Below are 15768 nucleotides of genomic sequence, written 5' to 3' on the forward strand. Positions count from 1 at the left end.
ACCGCCGCTTAATGCACCTCCCCCATCTGCCCCCCCCGGGGGCGCCCCGCCCACCCCCGGGCGGGGGGGGGCGCGCGGGGGGGGGGGCCCCGCGGCGCGGGGGGGCCCCCGTCCGGCCCACCCCAGCGACCGGGCCTTCCCCCGTCCCCCGTTGCACCCCCGTGTTTCCCCCGTGGTCCCCCGGTTGGTGCTGACAGGATCGTGTCATTCGGCTCCGGTCCATCGCATTGCCGGAGTACGGCAATCTTTCTCGGTGCTCGATGCCGGGCACCGGCACCGGGCCGTATGCGTTGGGTAAATGTCAGCAACGAATCGGAAGTGGAGGCGTACGCGTGCCGGAGCCGGAGATCCCCGACAGCTATCTGGAGGGCTACGCCCAGATTCTGGGCGAGGCCGCCGTCACCGGCCGTCGGCTCACCCGGGAGGAGTTGGAGATCCGCCGCGGCCTGGGCAGGCAGGCCGCCGAGGCCGGGCACCAGTTGCGCGCCCTGGTCCGGATGCATCTCGCCGAGACGCGCAGCGCCTGGCCGGCGCCGGCCCCCGGCGCCACGACCGCGGCCACGGCCGCGGCCACCGAGTCCGTGCTGTCCGCGGTGGAGCAGGCGGTCGACGCGTTCGCCGAGGGTTTCGAGCGGGCGCAGCGCCTCACCGTGCGGCGGGAGGAGGCGGCGCGCCGGGAGTTCATCGACGACCTGCTGTACGGGCGCAGCGATCTGGGCCGGCTGGCCGAGCGCGCCACCCGGTTCGGGCTGCGGCTTTCCCGCGCCCACGCGGTGGCGGTGGCGTCGGGGCCCGAGGCGTACACCGAGACGGACGCCGTGCCGCGTCAGGTGGAGTCGGCGCTGCTGGCCCGGTTCAGCGGCCGCAAGATCCTGATCACGACGAAGGACGGACGGCTGATCTGCATCGCGCCGGGCAGTCAGCCCGATGTCCTGCGGTACTTCGCCAAGCAGGCGCACGCGGCGACGGACGGCGGCCGGGTCGCCGTGGGCCGTGCGCACCGGGGCCCCGGTGGTGTGGTCCAGTCGTACGACGAGGCGCTCGACGCGCTGGATCTGGCCGACCGGATGGATCTGGACGATCCGGTGCTGTACTCCGCCGATCTGCTGGTCTACCCCGTGCTGACCCGGGACCGGCAGGCGATGGCCGATCTGGTGCGCAGCGAGCTGGGCCCGCTCCAGGAGGCCAGGGGTGGTGCGGAGCCGCTACTCAAGACGCTCTCGGTGTACTTCGAGTCGGGTTGTGTCGCGGCCGAGACGGCCCGGCGGCTGACGCTGAGCGTGCGTGCCCTCACCTACCGGCTGGAGCGGATCCACCAGCTGACCGGGTCCGATCCCTCCGACCCGATGCACCGCTACACCTTGCAGACCGCGGTGATCGGTGCCCGGCTGCTGGACTGGCCCGCGAAGGAGGTGTGAGCCGCGGGCCGCTCGCGCTCCCCGAATGCGGGGAGGCCGACCTCCGCCTAGCGTGATCACTCGGGGGATTTCGGCGGTGTGCGCAGCGAGGGAGAACCGCACCATGGCCCGACATTCGCGTCAGCCACGGGAATCGGCCGAGGACGGGCAGGGGCGCGGTCCGTCCCACCGGTGGTGGGTGCTGGGGGTGATCGGGCTCGCCCAGCTGATGGTGGTGCTCGACGCGACCATCGTGAACATCGCACTGCCCTCCGCCCAGCAGGACCTCCACTTCAGCGACGGAAACCGGCAGTGGATCGTGACGGCGTACGCCCTCGCCTTCGGCTCACTGCTGCTGCTGGGCGGCCGCATCGCCGACCTGGTGGGCCGCCGGGTGGTGTTCCTGATCGGGCTGGTCGGCTTCGCGGTGGCCTCGGCGATCGGGGGCGCGGCCCCGAGCTTCGAGGTACTGGTCCTGGCCCGCGCCCTCCAGGGCCTGTTCGGCGCCCTGCTGGCACCGGCCGCGCTCTCCCTGCTCACCACGACGTTCACCGTCCCGAAGGAGCGGGCGAAGGCCTTCGGTATCTACGGGGCCATCGCGGGGGCGGGCGGCGCCGTGGGTCTGCTGCTCGGCGGAGTGCTCACCGAGTACCTCGACTGGCGCTGGTGCCTGTACGTGAACCTGCTGTTCGCGTTCGTCGCGTTCACCGGCGGCTGGCGGTTGCTCACCGCGGGCCGGCCGGCCGACCGTCCGAAGCTCGACATCCCGGGGACCTTGCTGGTCTCGTCCGGTCTCTTCTGCATCGTGTACGGATTCTCCAAGGCCGAGACACATCCGTGGAGTTCGCCCGAGACCTGGGGGTTCCTGGTGGCGGGGGCGGTGCTCCTGGCGGCGTTCGCCGGGTGGCAGACCAGGGCCGCGCATCCGCTGCTGCCGTTGCGGGTGGTGCTGGACCGGGACCGCGCGGCGTCGTTCCTCGCGATGTTCATCTCCGGCGGCGGCATGTTCGGCGTCTTCCTGTTCCTCACGTACTACCTGCAGAAGAGCCTGTTCTACTCACCTGTCTCCACCGGTCTCGCCTTCCTGCCGATGGTCGCCCTCATGATCGTGACGTCGGTGACGACGACCAACGTGCTGGTGCCGAGGTTCGGTGCCAAACCGATCGTGCCCCTCGGCATGGGCATCGCGGCCGCCGCCATGATGTGGCTGACCACGCTGGACATGGACAGCACCTACTTCGCCCATGTGCTGCCCCCGCTGATCTGCCTGGGGCTCGGGCTCGGCATGGTCTTCGCCACGGCGATGAACCTGGCCACCGCCGGGGTCGGTCCCCGGGACGCCGGGGTGGCGTCCGCGATGGTCAACACCAGCCAGCAGGTCGGTGGTTCCATCGGCACGGCGCTGCTGAACACCCTCGCCACCAGCGCGGCCACCAGCTACCTGGCCGGCCGCCGGCCGACTCCGTCCGCCGTCGCCCAGGCCCAGCTGGAGAGCTACTCCACGGCGTACTGGTGGTCCGCGGGGTTCTTCGCCGTCGGGCTGCTGGTCACGGTGATCCTCTACCGCCGGGGCGCGCCGCACCCTCACCCGGTGGATGAGGAAGTCGAACCCGTACGGGCCTGACCACCGCGCCTGAGCTCGGCCCCGGTGTCCGGGGCGCCTTCCGTCAGCCGGACGAAGGGGATGGACCCGCCCGCGGAGCGGTAGCCCTCCGCGCCGCCTGCGACCGTGAACCCCAGGTACGCGAAGAGCCGTCGCGCGCCCCTAGGACGGCGGGGGGCGTACCGCGCCATCAGTTCGCCGCCCTCCTCGGCCGGCAGGTCGGCCGCCGTCACCGCGTGGAACCGGCGGCCCACCTGAACGGTGGCCTGGGGCGTACGTTTCAGATTGCGGTACCAGTCGGCGGCGGGCCCGCGTCCGGGCGCCACCGTCCAGCTCCGCCGGCCGTCCACCGTCGCGGACTCGACGACCTCGACGGCGGTCCGGCGGGGCTGCCCCGAGGTACGTCCGGTGTGCACGAGGAGCAGCAGGCGTCCCCGGAACAGCGGTCCGAGCCCGGCCCGGAACATATGGACGGGCAGCCGGACGACGGTACGCCGCCAGCCGGCCGGTGAGGGCGGGCGCAGGGGTTCGGGCGAAGCCGCGGATTGATGCGTCACTGTGCAAATTTTGCACAATCCAAAGGTGCGCGCCACCACCGCGCGCCGCCGATCGGCCGCCGGGCCCGACACCGTCGTGGTTCCGGGCCCGCCCGGATTCGAGTACCGGCGTCCGGCACGGTACAAAGGGGCATGGCCGCGCACGAACAGGCATCTGAGGAACGACCGTCCGCCCCGGGCAGGGACGACGTCGACGCGGTGACGCGGGCGGTGCTGACGGCGTCGAGACTTCTGGTGGCCGTGTCCGCGCGTTCGCTGGCGGCCGTCGAGGACCGGGTGACGTTGCCGCAGTTCCGGCTGCTCGTGGTGCTGGCCACACACGGGGACGCCAAGCTCGTCTCGCTCGCCGAGCGGCTGGGCGTCAACCCGTCGACCGCGATGCGCATGCTGGACCGGCTGATCGTCGCCGGTCTGGCCGAACGGCAGGTCAATCCGGCCAACCGGCGGGAGACGGCACTGCGGGTGACCCCGGAGGGGCTCCAACTGGTCGAGGACGTCACGGCCGGCCGCCGCCGGGAGGTCGCCGCGATCGTCGAACGCCTCGCCCCGGAGCAGCGGTCCGCCCTCATCGAGGCGCTGACGGCCTTCACCGCCGCGGGCGGTGAGCCGGACGTGCCGGGGGGCGGCTCGGACGCGTACCCGCTGGGCTGGACGCCCGAACTGCCCGCCCCCCACGACGTCTGAGGGGCCGCGGGGGCCGGGCCGGGGTCAGCCGACGGAACCGAGCTCTTCCTGCGCGGTGGGGACCTTCGACGCGGGCACCTCGGCGGTGGGAAGCCTGCCGCCTCCGGCGGACGGCCCGCCCGGCTTGCCGCGCCACTCCTGGATCTTCTCGACGGCCGGCTGGGTCCAGCGCGCGGTGAGCGGGCCGACGATGACCAGGATCAGGACGTAGGCGGTCGCGATCGGACCGATGCGGGGTTCGGTCGCCACGGCCAGACCGGCGATGACGATGGAGAACTCGCCGCGGGCCACGAGCGTGCCGCCCGCCCGCCAGCGTCCGCGCGATCCGATGCCGGCCCGCCGGGCGGCGTACCAGCCGGTGGCGATCTTGGTGAAGACCGTGACGACGGCCAGCAGCGCGGCCGGGAGCAGCACCGGCGGGATCTCCGCGGGATTGGTGGAGAGCCCGAAGAACACGAAGAAGACGGCGGCGAAGAGGTCCCGCAGCGGGGTCAGCAGCTTGCGCGCCCCCTCCGCCACCTCGCCGGAGAGCGCGATGCCGACGAGGAACGCGCCGACGGCCGCCGAGACCTGGAGCTGCTGGGCGACCCCGGCGACCAGCACGGTCAGCCCGAGGACGACGAGCAGCAGCAGCTCGGGATTGTCGGAGGACACGGCCCGGCTGATCAGCCGGCCGTGCCGCAGCGCGAGGTAGAGCACGAAGCCGACGGTGCCGAGCGCGACGAGCAGCGCGATGCTGCCTCCGGCGAAGCCCACGCCCGCGAGCATCGCGGTGAGCAGCGGCAGATAGACGGCCATCGACAGGTCCTCGATGACGAGCACCCCGAGGATGACGGGTGTTTCCCGGTTACCGAGCCGGCCCAGGTCGGCGAGGACCTTGGCGATCACCCCGGACGACGAGATCCAGGTGACACCGGCCAGCGCGACGGCCCCGACCGGACCCCAGCCGAGCAGCAGCGCCGCGACGGCCCCCGGCGTCGCGTTGAGCACGAAGTCCACGGCGCCGGACGGGTACTGGGTCTTGAGGCTGGTGACGAGTTCGGACGCGCTGTACTCGAGCCCCAGCAGGAGCAGCAGCAGGATGACGCCGATCTCGGCGCCGACGGCGGTGAACTCCTCACTGGCGCCGAGCGGCAGCAGCCCGCCGTCGCCGAAGGCGAGTCCGGCCAGCAGATAGAGGGGGATCGAGGAGAGGCCTATTCGGCCGGCGAACCGGCCGATGATGCCGAGCCCCAGAATGACGGAGCCGAACTCCACCAGCAGTGCGGTCGTGTCGTGCACGGTCAGCCCTCCGCAATGATCTCGGAGAGCGTGTCGACGCCCTCTCGCGTACCGACGGCGACGAGTGTGTCCCCGATGGCCAGCCGGAAGTCCGGCCCCGGTGACGGATGCGCGCTGTGCGTGCGCAGCACCGCCACGATGGATGCTCCGGTCCGGGTCCGCGCCCGGGTGTCCCCGAGCAGCCGGCCGCCGTACGGGGAGCGGGATCCGAGCGGTATGTGCTCGGTGACCAGGTCGATCCCCTCGGTGCGCACGGCGTCGATCGGCGCGGCGTCGATGAGGTGGGCGAGCCCGGTGGCCTCCTGTGGGGTCAGGGGTACGGAGAGCCGGCACGAATCGGGATCGTCCTGGTCGTAGAAGCCGATGAACCGGCGTCCGTCGTGGTGCACGACGACGGAGATGTGCTGGCCCGACTCGGTGGTGTAGTCGTACTGCACTCCGACTCCGGGCAGCGTGGTGCGGTGGGTTCCCATGACTTCCTCCCGAGGGGCGCGGTATGCACTTCGATGCTCTTGGTGATCTCTTTAGACCCGCATTACCTTATCCGGACTTTCCGCCGCCCCCTCGGGAACGGACTGAGGGATGGCACACGCCCTAAGCTCACGGCGACAGCCGTCGATGGCCGCCCGCATACCGGTAACGGTCGAAAGGGGTCATGTATGCCGCGCTTTCGGGAGTTCAGGTTCAGGGCGGTCACCTCGCTCCAGCGGCACGTCGTCAACCCGCTGTCCCGGCGGATGCCGGCCCAGATCCTGCTGGAGACGACGGGCCGCACCTCCGGTCTCCCGCGCCGCACCCCGGTCGGCGGCCGCCGCAGCGGCCAGGAGTTCTGGCTCGTCTCGGAGTTCGGCGAGCGTTCCCAGTACGTCCGCAACATCCGGGCCGACGCCCGGGTCCGGGTCCGGATCAAGGGCCGCTGGCACCGGGGCACCGCCCACCCGCTGCCGGACGACGACGCCCGCGCCCGGCTCGGCACCCTGCCCGGCTACAACAGCGCGGTGGTACGGGCGGTGGGCACGGACCTGCTGTCGGTGCGGGTGGATCTCACCGACTGAGCGGGGCCGGGCCCGCACGTGCCCGGACACACACGTGCCCGGACGGTGCGGAACCGGCCGGGCACGTGGGGATCTTGCAACGGCGCCGGACGATCAGTCCGTGACCTCGATCCTGCCGTTCGGGGCGGCGGCCGGTGCGGCCTCGGTGCCCTGCGCGGGCAGATCGGACGGACCGGTCTTCACACCCGCGCCCTTGAGGTTCTTCAGCAGGGCGGCGAGGTCGACGCCCGTGGTGGAGCTGAGGAGCTCCATGCCCTGGGCGACGTTGTCCGCGACGGTGCGCGAAAGCTGGCTCGCGCCGTCCGTCGAGATCACCGTCATCTTGTCGATGGCGCTCATCGGCTCGGCCGCCTTGGCGACGACCTGCGGAAGCACCTCGACGAGCATCTGGAGGACGGCCGCGTCGCCGTACTGGGCGAAGGCGTCCGCCTTCTTCTGCATGGCCTCGGCCTCGGCGGAACCGCGCGCGGCGATGGCGGCGCCCTCGGCCTCACCCTCGATCCGTACGGCGTCGGCGAGCGCGGAGCGGTGCAGCTTCTCACCCTGACCGGTCAGCCTGGAACGCTCGGCGTCCGCCTCGGCCTCCTTGACCTGGGCGATACGGCGGGCCTCCGCCTCCTGCTCGGCCTGGTAACGGGCGGCGTCGGCGGGCTTACGGACCTTCGTGTCGAGCTCGCGGTCGGTCAGCGCGGCCTGGCGCTCGGCGACCTTCTCCTGCTCCTGGAGGACCTCCTGCTGGCGGGCTGCCTCGGCGAGCGGGCCCGCGGCGTTCGCCTTGGCGGCGGCGGCTTCCGTCTCGGCCTTGATCTCGGCCTGCTTGAGGTAGAAGGTCCGCTCGGCGATGGCGATCTCCTCGGCGGCCTTCAGCCGGGCCTGCTCCGACGCACGGCGGGCGATCGCCTCGGCGATGTCCGCCTCCTGCTTGGCGCGGGCGGCCTCGGGACGGCCGAGGTCCTCCAGGTAGGAGCCCTCGGTGGTGATGTCCTGGATCTGGAAGGCGTCCAGGATCAGGCCCTGGCCGGACAGGCTGGCCTCGGCCTCCTCCGCCACCTGACCGGCGAACGCGGCCCGGTCGCGGATGATGTCCTCGACCGACATCCGCCCCACGATGGCGCGCAGCGCGCCGGAGAGCACTTCCTGCGTGAAGCCGACGATGCCGTTCTGCTGCTGCAGGAAACGCTGGGCGGCCGCCCGGATGGCGTCCTCGCTGCCGCCGACCTTGACGATCGCGACACCTTCGAGGTGCGACTTGACCCCGCGCAGGGTGACGGCACCGCGCACGGCGACCGGGATGTGCCTGCTGGAGAGGTCCAGGGTGAACTTCTGCTGGACGAACGGCACGACGAAGACCCCGCCGCCGACGACGACCTTCTGGCCGCTGTTGTCGATGCTCGTCTGCCCGGTCACCGGGTCGGTGGACTTCTTGCCGCGGCGGCCGGTGATGATGAACGCCTCGCTGGGCCCGGCGACCTTGTAACGGGTGATCACCACGAGGGCGAGGAGTACGGCGAGTACGACGACTCCGATGACTGCGATCAGGACTGGACTCATAAGGGTGTCCCCCTCTGCCTCCCGACGGGGACGGCAGTTCTGTTGCGATCGGTGATGGGCCGGCCGGCGTACCGGCTCAGCGTTCGACGGGGCGGACCGAGACCGAGGTGGTCGAGAGCGTGGCCTCGACCCAGATCTCGGTGCCGCGTTCGACCGGCACCGGGCTCTTGGCCGACAACTTCACCACATGACCGCCCAGCCGCAGCAGGACCTCGCCGTATCCGTCGGCCGGGATGGCCGTGACCACGGACCCGGCAGAGCCGATGAGATCCTCGTCCCGCGGCGTGCTGCTGGTCTGGTCCCGCATCAGGGCCTGGCTGAACTTCCAGGTCAGCCCGGCCGCGACCAGCCCGGCCAGCACCCCGGCACCGACGGCCGCGACCGTACCGGCACCGGTCGTGCCGAGCACGATGGCACCGCCGAAACCGAGCATCGAGACGAAGCCGGCGATCACCGGAAGGGAGAGCAGCCCGTCGAACAGACCGTCCAGCACGCCCCCGAAGAGGCCTTCGAGTATTCCGTCGAAGACCAGGGACAGTGCGAGCAGCACGACCCCCGCAATACCGAGACCGAGAAACAAGGTCACGTGATCACCCCTCCCGATCTGCGGAATCCCCCGAACATTTCCGTCGAACTGGCTGGATGGTCCCATACGCACCCGCTCGGTGACACTGCCGGGTTCCGGCAGTGTTCTATGCGTTCTGGATGCCGGAGAGGTGGCCCGCCAGGGTGTCCAGGGACTGGAACGTGGCACCGAGCAGCGCCACGTGCTTCCAGCGCAGCACCCCCTCGGCGTCGATCAGGAACACCGCCCTGCGCACCCCGATACCGGGCGCGGCGACCCCGAACGCGCGGGCGATCTCCCGGCCGGTGTCGGCCAGCAGCGGCATGCGCAGGCCGTGGGTGCGGGCGAAGGACTCGTGACTGTCCACGTCCTGGGGACTGATCCCCCAGACCTCCGCGTCGAGCCCGTCGAAGGTCTCCATGCCCGAGGAGTACGAGCAGAGCTGCTTGGTGCACACGGCCGTGTTGTCGCCGGGGTAGAAGGCGAGTACGACGGCCCGGCCGCGGGCGGCGGAGAGCGTGTAGTCGCGGCGTTCGAACGAGTCACCGTCGAGTGCGCCTCCCGCGAGGGTGAAGTCCTGGACGGTGCTGCCGAGTTGTGGTGACGATCCCATGGAGTGTCCTTTGCTTTCCGGCGCTGCGGCGACCTGCCGCCCGTGCTGCGTACAGCATGCTCGTCAGTGCTTCGCCCATTCGCACCGGAGGTACGCATGACACGACGACGACCGCCCGAGGCGGCCGTACTCCTGCTGCACGGGGGGCGGGAGACCGGGACCGGCGCACCGCCGCCCGGACCTCTCAACCTGCCCGGGGTACGGATGCGGCCGTTCGCGCACGCGCTGGGGCGGGCCCTGCCCGGGGACGTCCTGGTGCGTGCCGTCCGGTACGGGCACCGCGGCTGGAACGGGAGCCGGGCGGACCCGCTCCACGACACCGTGCGCGCTCTGGACGCGCTGCGGGAAGGGATGGGGGAGATCCCGGTGGTGCTGCTGGGCCACTCGATGGGCGGCCGCGCCGCACTGCAGGCCGCCGGGCATCCGCTGGTACGGGCCGTGGTCGGCCTCGCCCCGTGGTGCCCGGACGGCGATCCGGTCGGGCAGCTCGCGGACCGGGACGTCGTCCTGGTCCACAGCACCACCGACCGTGTCACCAGCCCGGCGGCCTCCCGCACGCTCACCGCACGGGCCCGCGCCGCCGGGGCCCGCAGCTGCCTGGTCACCGTGCAAGGCAGCGATCACGCGATGCTCCGCCGCGCCCCCGCCTGGCACCGGCTGAGCACCGCACTGGTCACCGGGCTGCTGGGCCGGGCCCCGCTCCCCGGGCCCGTCGCCGACGCCCTGCGGCTGCCGCCCGGGGCCCCGGCCGATGACGGGACGGTGGATCTGGATCTCCTGCTCCCCGGCGCGACGGCGAGCGGGGCGGCCACCGGGGGCAGCCACAGCTGACCGGCGGCCTCTGGGATGCGGGGCCGGTGCGGGCAGCCGACGATGAAGGGTGGGGTGAGTCGGGCGGCCCGCGCCCCGCCCAGGAGGTTGCCTTGCAGGCCGATGAGCACGCCGACAGTCCGCCGCCGTTCGACACGGCCGCGCTCGCTGCCGTGGTCGGCGGGACCACGGCAGCGGTGGGCATCTTCGACACCGAGTTGCGCTACCTCTACGTCAACCCTGCCCTCGAACGGATCAACGGCATCCCGGCAGCCGAGCACCTGGGCCGCACGGCCGCCGAGGTGCTCCCGGAGATCGACGCCCGCGAGGACCTGATGCTGGCGGTGCTCGCCGACGGCCGGCCGCGCGAGATCGCGTCGAGCGGCCAGACGCCCGCCGCGTCCGGCGAGCTGTTGCGCTACTGGCACGGCGCGTACCACCGGGTGGAGGTGGCCGGCCGGGTGGTGGGCGTCGCCGGCGTCCTGATGGAGGTCATGGCCTCCGACGAGGACCAGCGCCGGCTGGCCCAGGCCCGGCGCCACCTGAGCCTCCTGGACACCGCGAACACCCGCGTCGGCACCACGCTCGACATGGACACCACCTGCACGGAGCTCGCCGACCTCGTCGTCCCGGGCCTCGCCGACGTCGCCACGGTCGAGGTCTTCCCGCGCGACGTCGCCCCGCCGGTGCGCCCGGCGCCGCCCGGGGTGACCCGGCTGCGGCGGGCGGCGATGGCGGCGGTGCCGGAGCTGCGTGAGGGGCTCACCCGGTTCGGGGTGGCCGGCGACTACGTCGACCACCAGGAGGACGGGGCGGTACCGCGCTGTCTGGCCACCAATCTGCCGGTCGTCGAGAACCTCACCGGCGACGAGCAGCTCGGCCGTTCCGCGCCCACCCCCGAGCGGGTCGCCGCCTACCGGGCCCTGAACATGCACTCGGCCGTCATCGTGCCCGTCTCGGTGCGCGGCGGTCCGATCGGTGTGCTCGGCCTGGTCAGGGCCGGGGACTCGCCGGCCTTCACGGACGAGGACGTGGTGGTGGCCCGGGAGCTCGCCGGACGTGCCGCGGTCGACCTCGACCACGCGCGCCGCTTCACCCATGAGCACACCATCGCCCTGGAGCTCCAGCGTTCCCTGCTCTCCGAACCGCGCCCGCCGCACCCGCACATCGAGGTCGCCACCCGCTACCTTCCGGCGGACAGCAGCGTGCTGGTCGGCGGCGACTGGTTCGACATCATCCCGCTGCCCGACGGACGCCATCTCAAGGCGATGGGCGACGTCATGGGGCACGGCGTGGAGGCCGCCGTCGCGATGAGCCACTACCGGTCGCTGCTGCGGCTGCTCGCCGACGAGAAACTGCCGCCGCACCGCATCCTGGAACAGCTCGACCGGATGGTGGAGCGGTCCGGTCTGGACCGGGCGGCGACCTGTCTGCTCGCCGTGGTCGACCGGAGCGGCGGAACGTGCCAGGTGTCGAGCGCCGGCCATCTGCCGCCGGTCTTCATCGACCCCGGAGCGGGGGGCGCCTGGATCGGCGACGTACCTTCGGGGCCGCCGCTCGGCACCGGCTTCGGCGGCTACCGCACCACGCGGGTGCGGTGCTCCCCGGGGACGGTGCTGTTCATGTACACCGACGGTCTGGTGGAGCGGCGGGGCGAGGACATCGACGAGTCCGTCGGGCGGCTCCGGGAGCTGAGGCTGCCGGTGAGCGGCAGTCTGGAGGACCTGCTGGACGGGGTGCTCGACCGGTTCGGGCCGGGCGCCGAGGACGACATCGCGGTCATGGCCTCCCGCTCCCGGCAGGCCCCCGAAGGCGGGTGCGAGACGGAGTGACCGGCCGTCGCGGCCGTCACCCCAGTTCGAGGCTGGTGATGCCGAACAGCCCGCGGTGATCGACGTCCGGCACCGGCCCGGTGTACATGCGGGCCGTCTCGAACGACGGGCTGAGCCCGAGCTGTTCGGCGACCCGCACCGCGTCCGGATTGACGTCGGGCACGTCCACGGCGACCGGGGCGGACGGGTCGGTCGCCGCGAGCGCGCTCACCAGCGCCGCGGCCGTCTCCGGCGTGGCCGCGTACAGCGGGCCGATGCGCGAGGACGTACGACAGGCGCGCAGCACGGCGAGCCCCCGCACCTCGCCCCCGCACAGCGCGACCAGCGCGGTGCGGCCCGGCGTGGTGGTCCAGGCCGCCAGGAAGCCGTCGCGCTCGGCGGGGAAGAACCGGCGGTCGTAGGCGGTGACCCGGCCGAAGGGCAGGGTGCGGGCGTCGACCAGGGTCACCCCGGGCGGCGGTGCGATGTCCACCGGCACCAGGCCCTCGTACCGCATGTTCGTCCAGGCCGGGCGGAAGCCGGACCTGCGGTAGTTGGCCTGCTGTGCCACCACCCCGTCGAGTCCGGTGTTGCGCCCCTCCAGCCGGGCCGTTCCGGTGGCCCAGACACGGCTCCCGTAGCCCTGGCCGCGCAGCTCCGGGCGGGTGAGGTAGAAGCCGAGGAACCCGAAGCCGGAGCCGTATCGGATCACGGAGACGCAGGAGACGGGCGCCCCGTCGAGCCTGCCGATCAGGAAGCCGCACGGGTCGGCGGCGAAGAAGGCCTGGCCATCGGTCAGTCCAGGGTTCCAGCCCTCGGCATGGGCCCAGTCCGCCATCATCCTGATGTCGTCCGCGCTTGCTGTGGTGATCTCGAATGTCGGCACGGAACAACCATTACCCGGAGCGGGCCCGCCTCAAGGGCACTTCGCCCCGTCACCACCCGGTCCAGAGCAGGTGGTTGACGAGCAGGGCGACGACGGCCTGGGCGGCCAGCCAGCCGCGACGGCCACGGGCGGGCAGCAGCGCGGCGGCGGGCAGCAGCCAGAGCATGAAGGGCTGCCAGATCCGTTCCGTCTCCGCCTTGCTCATCCCGGACAGATCGGCGGCCAGCAGCGCGACGAGGGCGGCGAGCACCAGCGGGACGAGCCGCCGGCCGGCGTCCGCCGTCCCGGTCCGCAGGGCGCGTGCCGCCCCGGGCGCGGCCACCGCCGTCCGGCGCAGACCCGCGACCGTCGCCGGCCCGACGGCGATAGCGGTGCAGGCGAGGTTGGCCCAGACCCAGTACCAGTACGGACGGATTCCGCCCGCCGCCTGGTAGTAGCGCTCGACCAGCAGGTGGTACGCCTCCCACCAGTCGAAGCCCGCCAGTGTGAAGACGACCGGGGCGACCAGGGCGCCCGCCACGAGGTACGGGAGCGGCCGGAGGGTCCGGGCGAGCAGGAGGACGGTCAGGAGCAGCAGCGCGACGAGGGCCAGACCGTAACTGAGGTAGCAGGTCAGCCCGTACAGCAGCCCCGAGCCGAGCGCGGCGGCCACGGGGCTGCGGACCTTCCCGGTCGCGGCCAGGGCGAGGAGGGCCACGGACCAGGCGGCGACGGAGGCGAAGTAGCCGTCCGCCGAGGTGCCGGCCCAGACCGCGACCGGTGCGAGGACGAGGAAGGGCGCGGCGCGGCGGGCGGTGCGCTCGTTGGTCAGGGCGCGGACGGCGACCAGGGCGGCCACCGCGGCGGTGCTGCCGGTCACGATGCACCAGACGCCGGCCCAGGCCCCGCCGCCGAGCCCGGCACGGTCCAGCAGGACGAAGGTGAGGGTGGCGCCCGGCGGGTGCCCGGCCACATGGGCGGGCCAGTTGCCCGGCGGACCGATCAGGATGTGGTCGTTGAAGCCGCGCAGGGCGGCGCCGATGTCGTCGAAGCGGCCGATGACCCTCAGGTACTCGTGTTTCGTGGTGAGCCGCTCGGCGATGCCCCGGCCCCAGCCGTCGATCAGGGCCAGCGAGAACACCCAGCCGAGCGAGGCGGCCCAGCAGCTCAGCAGCAGCACGCGCCAGCGCAGCCTACGGGCGAGGAGCGGGCCGTACACGACGACGGCCACGGCAACGGCCGGCGCGGCCGCCGTGCCGGGGCCGACGTGCGGGTACCAGGACGCCAGCAGCGGCGGCCAGTGGACGTACAGGACGCGGGCGTAGTCGTCGACGGACCTGCCGACGAGCGCGGCGACGGCGACCAGCAGCACCGCCGCTCCCGCGGCGGCCAGGTCGGGGCGGTGGCCGGTGCGGCGGTGGCCGGTGTCCGGTTCGGTGCGCTGCTCCGTGCGGTCCTCGGTCTTCACCCAGGCACGGTATGCACCCGCGGGCGGTGCGGACGCGCTCCGGCGGGGCGCGTCACCGAACCGTCAGATTCGCCGCAGGGGAATGACGTCAGCGTTTCGTCAGGAGTCGTACGCGCTCCGACCCGGCACCCCGGGCTTAGCGTCGGTCCCATGGGCGACAGACGTCGGCACAGCCGATTCAGCAGGCCCGGCGCCCCCTTCGGCCGGGCCCGGGCACTCCTCGAACGGACCCCCTCCGCACCCGGCTTCTGGCGCAGCCCGGTGCGCGGGGTCCGGTTCACCGCCGTGCTGGGACTCGTCCTGCTCGGCGGGCTCACCGTGCTGTTCGTGACGGGCCTGCTGTCGTACGCCGCCTACAACCCGGATCTGAACCCGGTCAACGACAAGACCCCGGACAAGGGGCTGCTGGGCTTCTACCTCTTCGCCTGGCCGACCGGACCGCACTGGCTGTACCGGCTGACGCAGGGGCTCCACGTCACGCTCGGCATCGTGCTCGTCCCCGTCCTGCTGGCCAAGCTCTGGTCGGTGGTGCCGAAGCTGTTCGCACTGCCGCCGGCCCGGTCGGTGGGGCACGCGCTGGAGCGGCTTTCGCTGCTGCTCCTGGTGGGCGGGGCGCTGTTCGAGTTCATCACCGGACTGCTCAACATCCAGCTGGACTACCTGTTCCCCGGCTCCTTCTACCCGCTGCACTTCTACGGGGCGTGGGTGTTCTTCGCCGCGTTCCTCGCCCATGCCGGGCTGCGGGCGCCGCAGGCCGTACGGGTGCTGCGCTCGGGCGCGCTCAGCGGCGACGTGCCGGGCGACGCGCTCGCCTCCCCCGATCCGGCCCCGCCGACGCTCTCCCGACGCGGGGCACTGGCGATGGTGGGCGCCGGTTCGCTCGTCCTGCTGATCACCTCGGCCGGGCGGAGCTTCGACGGGCCGCTGCGGCGCATCGCGGCGCTCACCCCGCACGGCGGCGCCGAACCGGGTTCGGGCCCGGGCGGCTTCCAGATCAACAAGACGGCCGCCGCCGTCGGCGTCACCGCGGCCGAGACGGGGGAGGGCTGGTGGCTCACCGTCAGCGGCCCCGCCGGGGACCTGCGGTTCACCCGGGACCAGCTGCTGGCCATGGACCAGTACAGCGCGGCGCTCCCGATCGCCTGCGTGGAGGGCTGGTCCACCTCCGACCAGTGGTGGCGGGGCGTACGGCTGATGGATCTCGCGGCGCTCGCCGGATACCCGCGCCGCCCGCCCGGGGTGCTGGTGGAATCCGTCCAGCGCAGCGGGCCGTTCCGGCGGGCGGCGCTCCGCGACAACCAGGTCCGCGACCCCCGCTCGCTGCTCGCGTTGCAGGTCAACGGCGAGGACCTGACGCCCGACCACGGATACCCGGCACGGATCATCGTCCCGGCCGCTCCCGGTGTGCTCAACACCAAATGGGTGGCCCGGCTTACCTTCGGAGAGCTGTGAACAGGCCGCTGAACCCCCGTGCCCTCGTGCGGCGCCGGTACGGGGAGGGCCCGCTG

15 protein-coding genes are annotated in these 15768 nt (G+C 72.7%); 7 read left to right on the forward strand and 8 right to left on the reverse strand.

The genetic code is table 11. The features are described from left to right. Positions 1-332 precede the first annotated feature (332 nt). Complete coding sequence (locus ACFVJX_RS16845; RefSeq protein ID WP_384122814.1) at positions 333-1418, forward strand: PucR family transcriptional regulator; 1086 nt, start codon at positions 333-335, stop codon at positions 1416-1418. A 103-nt stretch (positions 1419-1521) separates the two neighbouring features. Next, a complete protein-coding gene (locus ACFVJX_RS16850) occupies positions 1522-3021 on the forward strand; it encodes an MFS transporter (protein WP_384122816.1) in 1500 nt (499 codons plus the stop codon). On the opposite strand, the gene ACFVJX_RS16855 is transcribed toward ACFVJX_RS16850, so the two are convergent. Next, a complete protein-coding gene (locus tag ACFVJX_RS16855; protein WP_384122819.1) occupies positions 2982-3557 on the reverse strand; it encodes a nitroreductase family deazaflavin-dependent oxidoreductase in 576 nt (191 codons plus the stop codon). The two genes, ACFVJX_RS16850 and ACFVJX_RS16855, sit on opposite strands and share 40 nt — an antisense overlap. A gap of 132 nt (positions 3558-3689) precedes the next feature. Here ACFVJX_RS16855 and ACFVJX_RS16860 point away from each other — a divergent pair, with 132 nt between their 5' ends. Next, positions 3690-4241 (forward strand): MarR family winged helix-turn-helix transcriptional regulator, encoded by a 552-nt coding sequence (locus ACFVJX_RS16860; RefSeq protein WP_384122821.1) that lies wholly within the window; start codon positions 3690-3692, stop codon positions 4239-4241. A 24-nt stretch (positions 4242-4265) separates the two neighbouring features. On the opposite strand, the gene ACFVJX_RS16865 is transcribed toward ACFVJX_RS16860, so the two are convergent. Both ACFVJX_RS16865 and ACFVJX_RS16870 read right to left on the reverse strand, forming a co-directional pair. Next, a complete protein-coding gene (locus ACFVJX_RS16865; RefSeq protein ID WP_384122823.1) occupies positions 4266-5522 on the reverse strand; it encodes a cation:proton antiporter in 1257 nt (418 codons plus the stop codon). A 2-nt stretch (positions 5523-5524) separates the two neighbouring features. Beyond that, positions 5525-5995, reverse strand: a complete 471-nt coding sequence (locus ACFVJX_RS16870; protein WP_384122824.1) for a cation:proton antiporter regulatory subunit — start codon at positions 5993-5995, stop codon at positions 5525-5527. Between the two features lie 186 nt (positions 5996-6181). Between ACFVJX_RS16870 and ACFVJX_RS16875 the strand changes: the two genes are divergently transcribed. Then, entirely contained in the window at positions 6182-6577 is a 396-nt protein-coding gene (locus tag ACFVJX_RS16875) for a nitroreductase/quinone reductase family protein (RefSeq protein WP_384122826.1), read from the forward strand. Between the two features lie 93 nt (positions 6578-6670). On the opposite strand, the gene ACFVJX_RS16880 is transcribed toward ACFVJX_RS16875, so the two are convergent. The 3 genes from ACFVJX_RS16880 to ACFVJX_RS16890 form a co-directional block, all read right to left on the reverse strand. Then, entirely contained in the window at positions 6671-8128 is a 1458-nt protein-coding gene (locus ACFVJX_RS16880; RefSeq protein WP_384122828.1) for a flotillin family protein, read from the reverse strand. Between the two features lie 76 nt (positions 8129-8204). Next, positions 8205-8714 carry a hypothetical protein gene (locus ACFVJX_RS16885; RefSeq protein ID WP_384122830.1) on the reverse strand — a complete coding sequence of 170 codons (510 nt, stop codon included), beginning with the start codon at positions 8712-8714 and terminating at the stop codon, positions 8205-8207. A 106-nt stretch (positions 8715-8820) separates the two neighbouring features. After that, positions 8821-9306: a peroxiredoxin gene (locus tag ACFVJX_RS16890; RefSeq protein WP_384122832.1), complete on the reverse strand. Its 486-nt coding sequence runs from the start codon at positions 9304-9306 to the stop codon at positions 8821-8823. A 96-nt stretch (positions 9307-9402) separates the two neighbouring features. Between ACFVJX_RS16890 and ACFVJX_RS16895 the strand changes: the two genes are divergently transcribed. Together ACFVJX_RS16895 and ACFVJX_RS16900 are read left to right on the forward strand one after the other, a co-directional pair. Continuing rightward, positions 9403-10137: an alpha/beta hydrolase gene (locus ACFVJX_RS16895; protein WP_384122834.1), complete on the forward strand. Its 735-nt coding sequence runs from the start codon at positions 9403-9405 to the stop codon at positions 10135-10137. 92 nt (positions 10138-10229) lie between these two features. After that, positions 10230-11948 (forward strand): SpoIIE family protein phosphatase, encoded by a 1719-nt coding sequence (locus ACFVJX_RS16900; protein ID WP_384122836.1) that lies wholly within the window; start codon positions 10230-10232, stop codon positions 11946-11948. Between the two features lie 16 nt (positions 11949-11964). Here the strand turns inward: ACFVJX_RS16900 and ACFVJX_RS16905 are convergent, their stop codons facing one another. Then, positions 11965-12813: a GNAT family N-acetyltransferase gene (locus ACFVJX_RS16905; protein WP_384122838.1), complete on the reverse strand. Its 849-nt coding sequence runs from the start codon at positions 12811-12813 to the stop codon at positions 11965-11967. Between the two features lie 49 nt (positions 12814-12862). Beyond that, a complete protein-coding gene (locus tag ACFVJX_RS16910) occupies positions 12863-14260 on the reverse strand; it encodes a hypothetical protein (RefSeq protein ID WP_384122840.1) in 1398 nt (465 codons plus the stop codon). 150 nt (positions 14261-14410) lie between these two features. On the opposite strand from ACFVJX_RS16910, the gene ACFVJX_RS16915 reads away from it, so the two are divergent. Further along, positions 14411-15712, forward strand: coding sequence for a molybdopterin-dependent oxidoreductase (locus ACFVJX_RS16915; RefSeq protein WP_384122842.1), 1302 nt, complete (start codon positions 14411-14413; stop codon positions 15710-15712). Positions 15713-15768: the final 56 nt, after the last annotated feature.

The organism is Streptomyces sp. NPDC127177 (genome assembly GCF_042672475.1).
GTDB lineage: Bacteria > Actinomycetota > Actinomycetes > Streptomycetales > Streptomycetaceae > Streptomyces.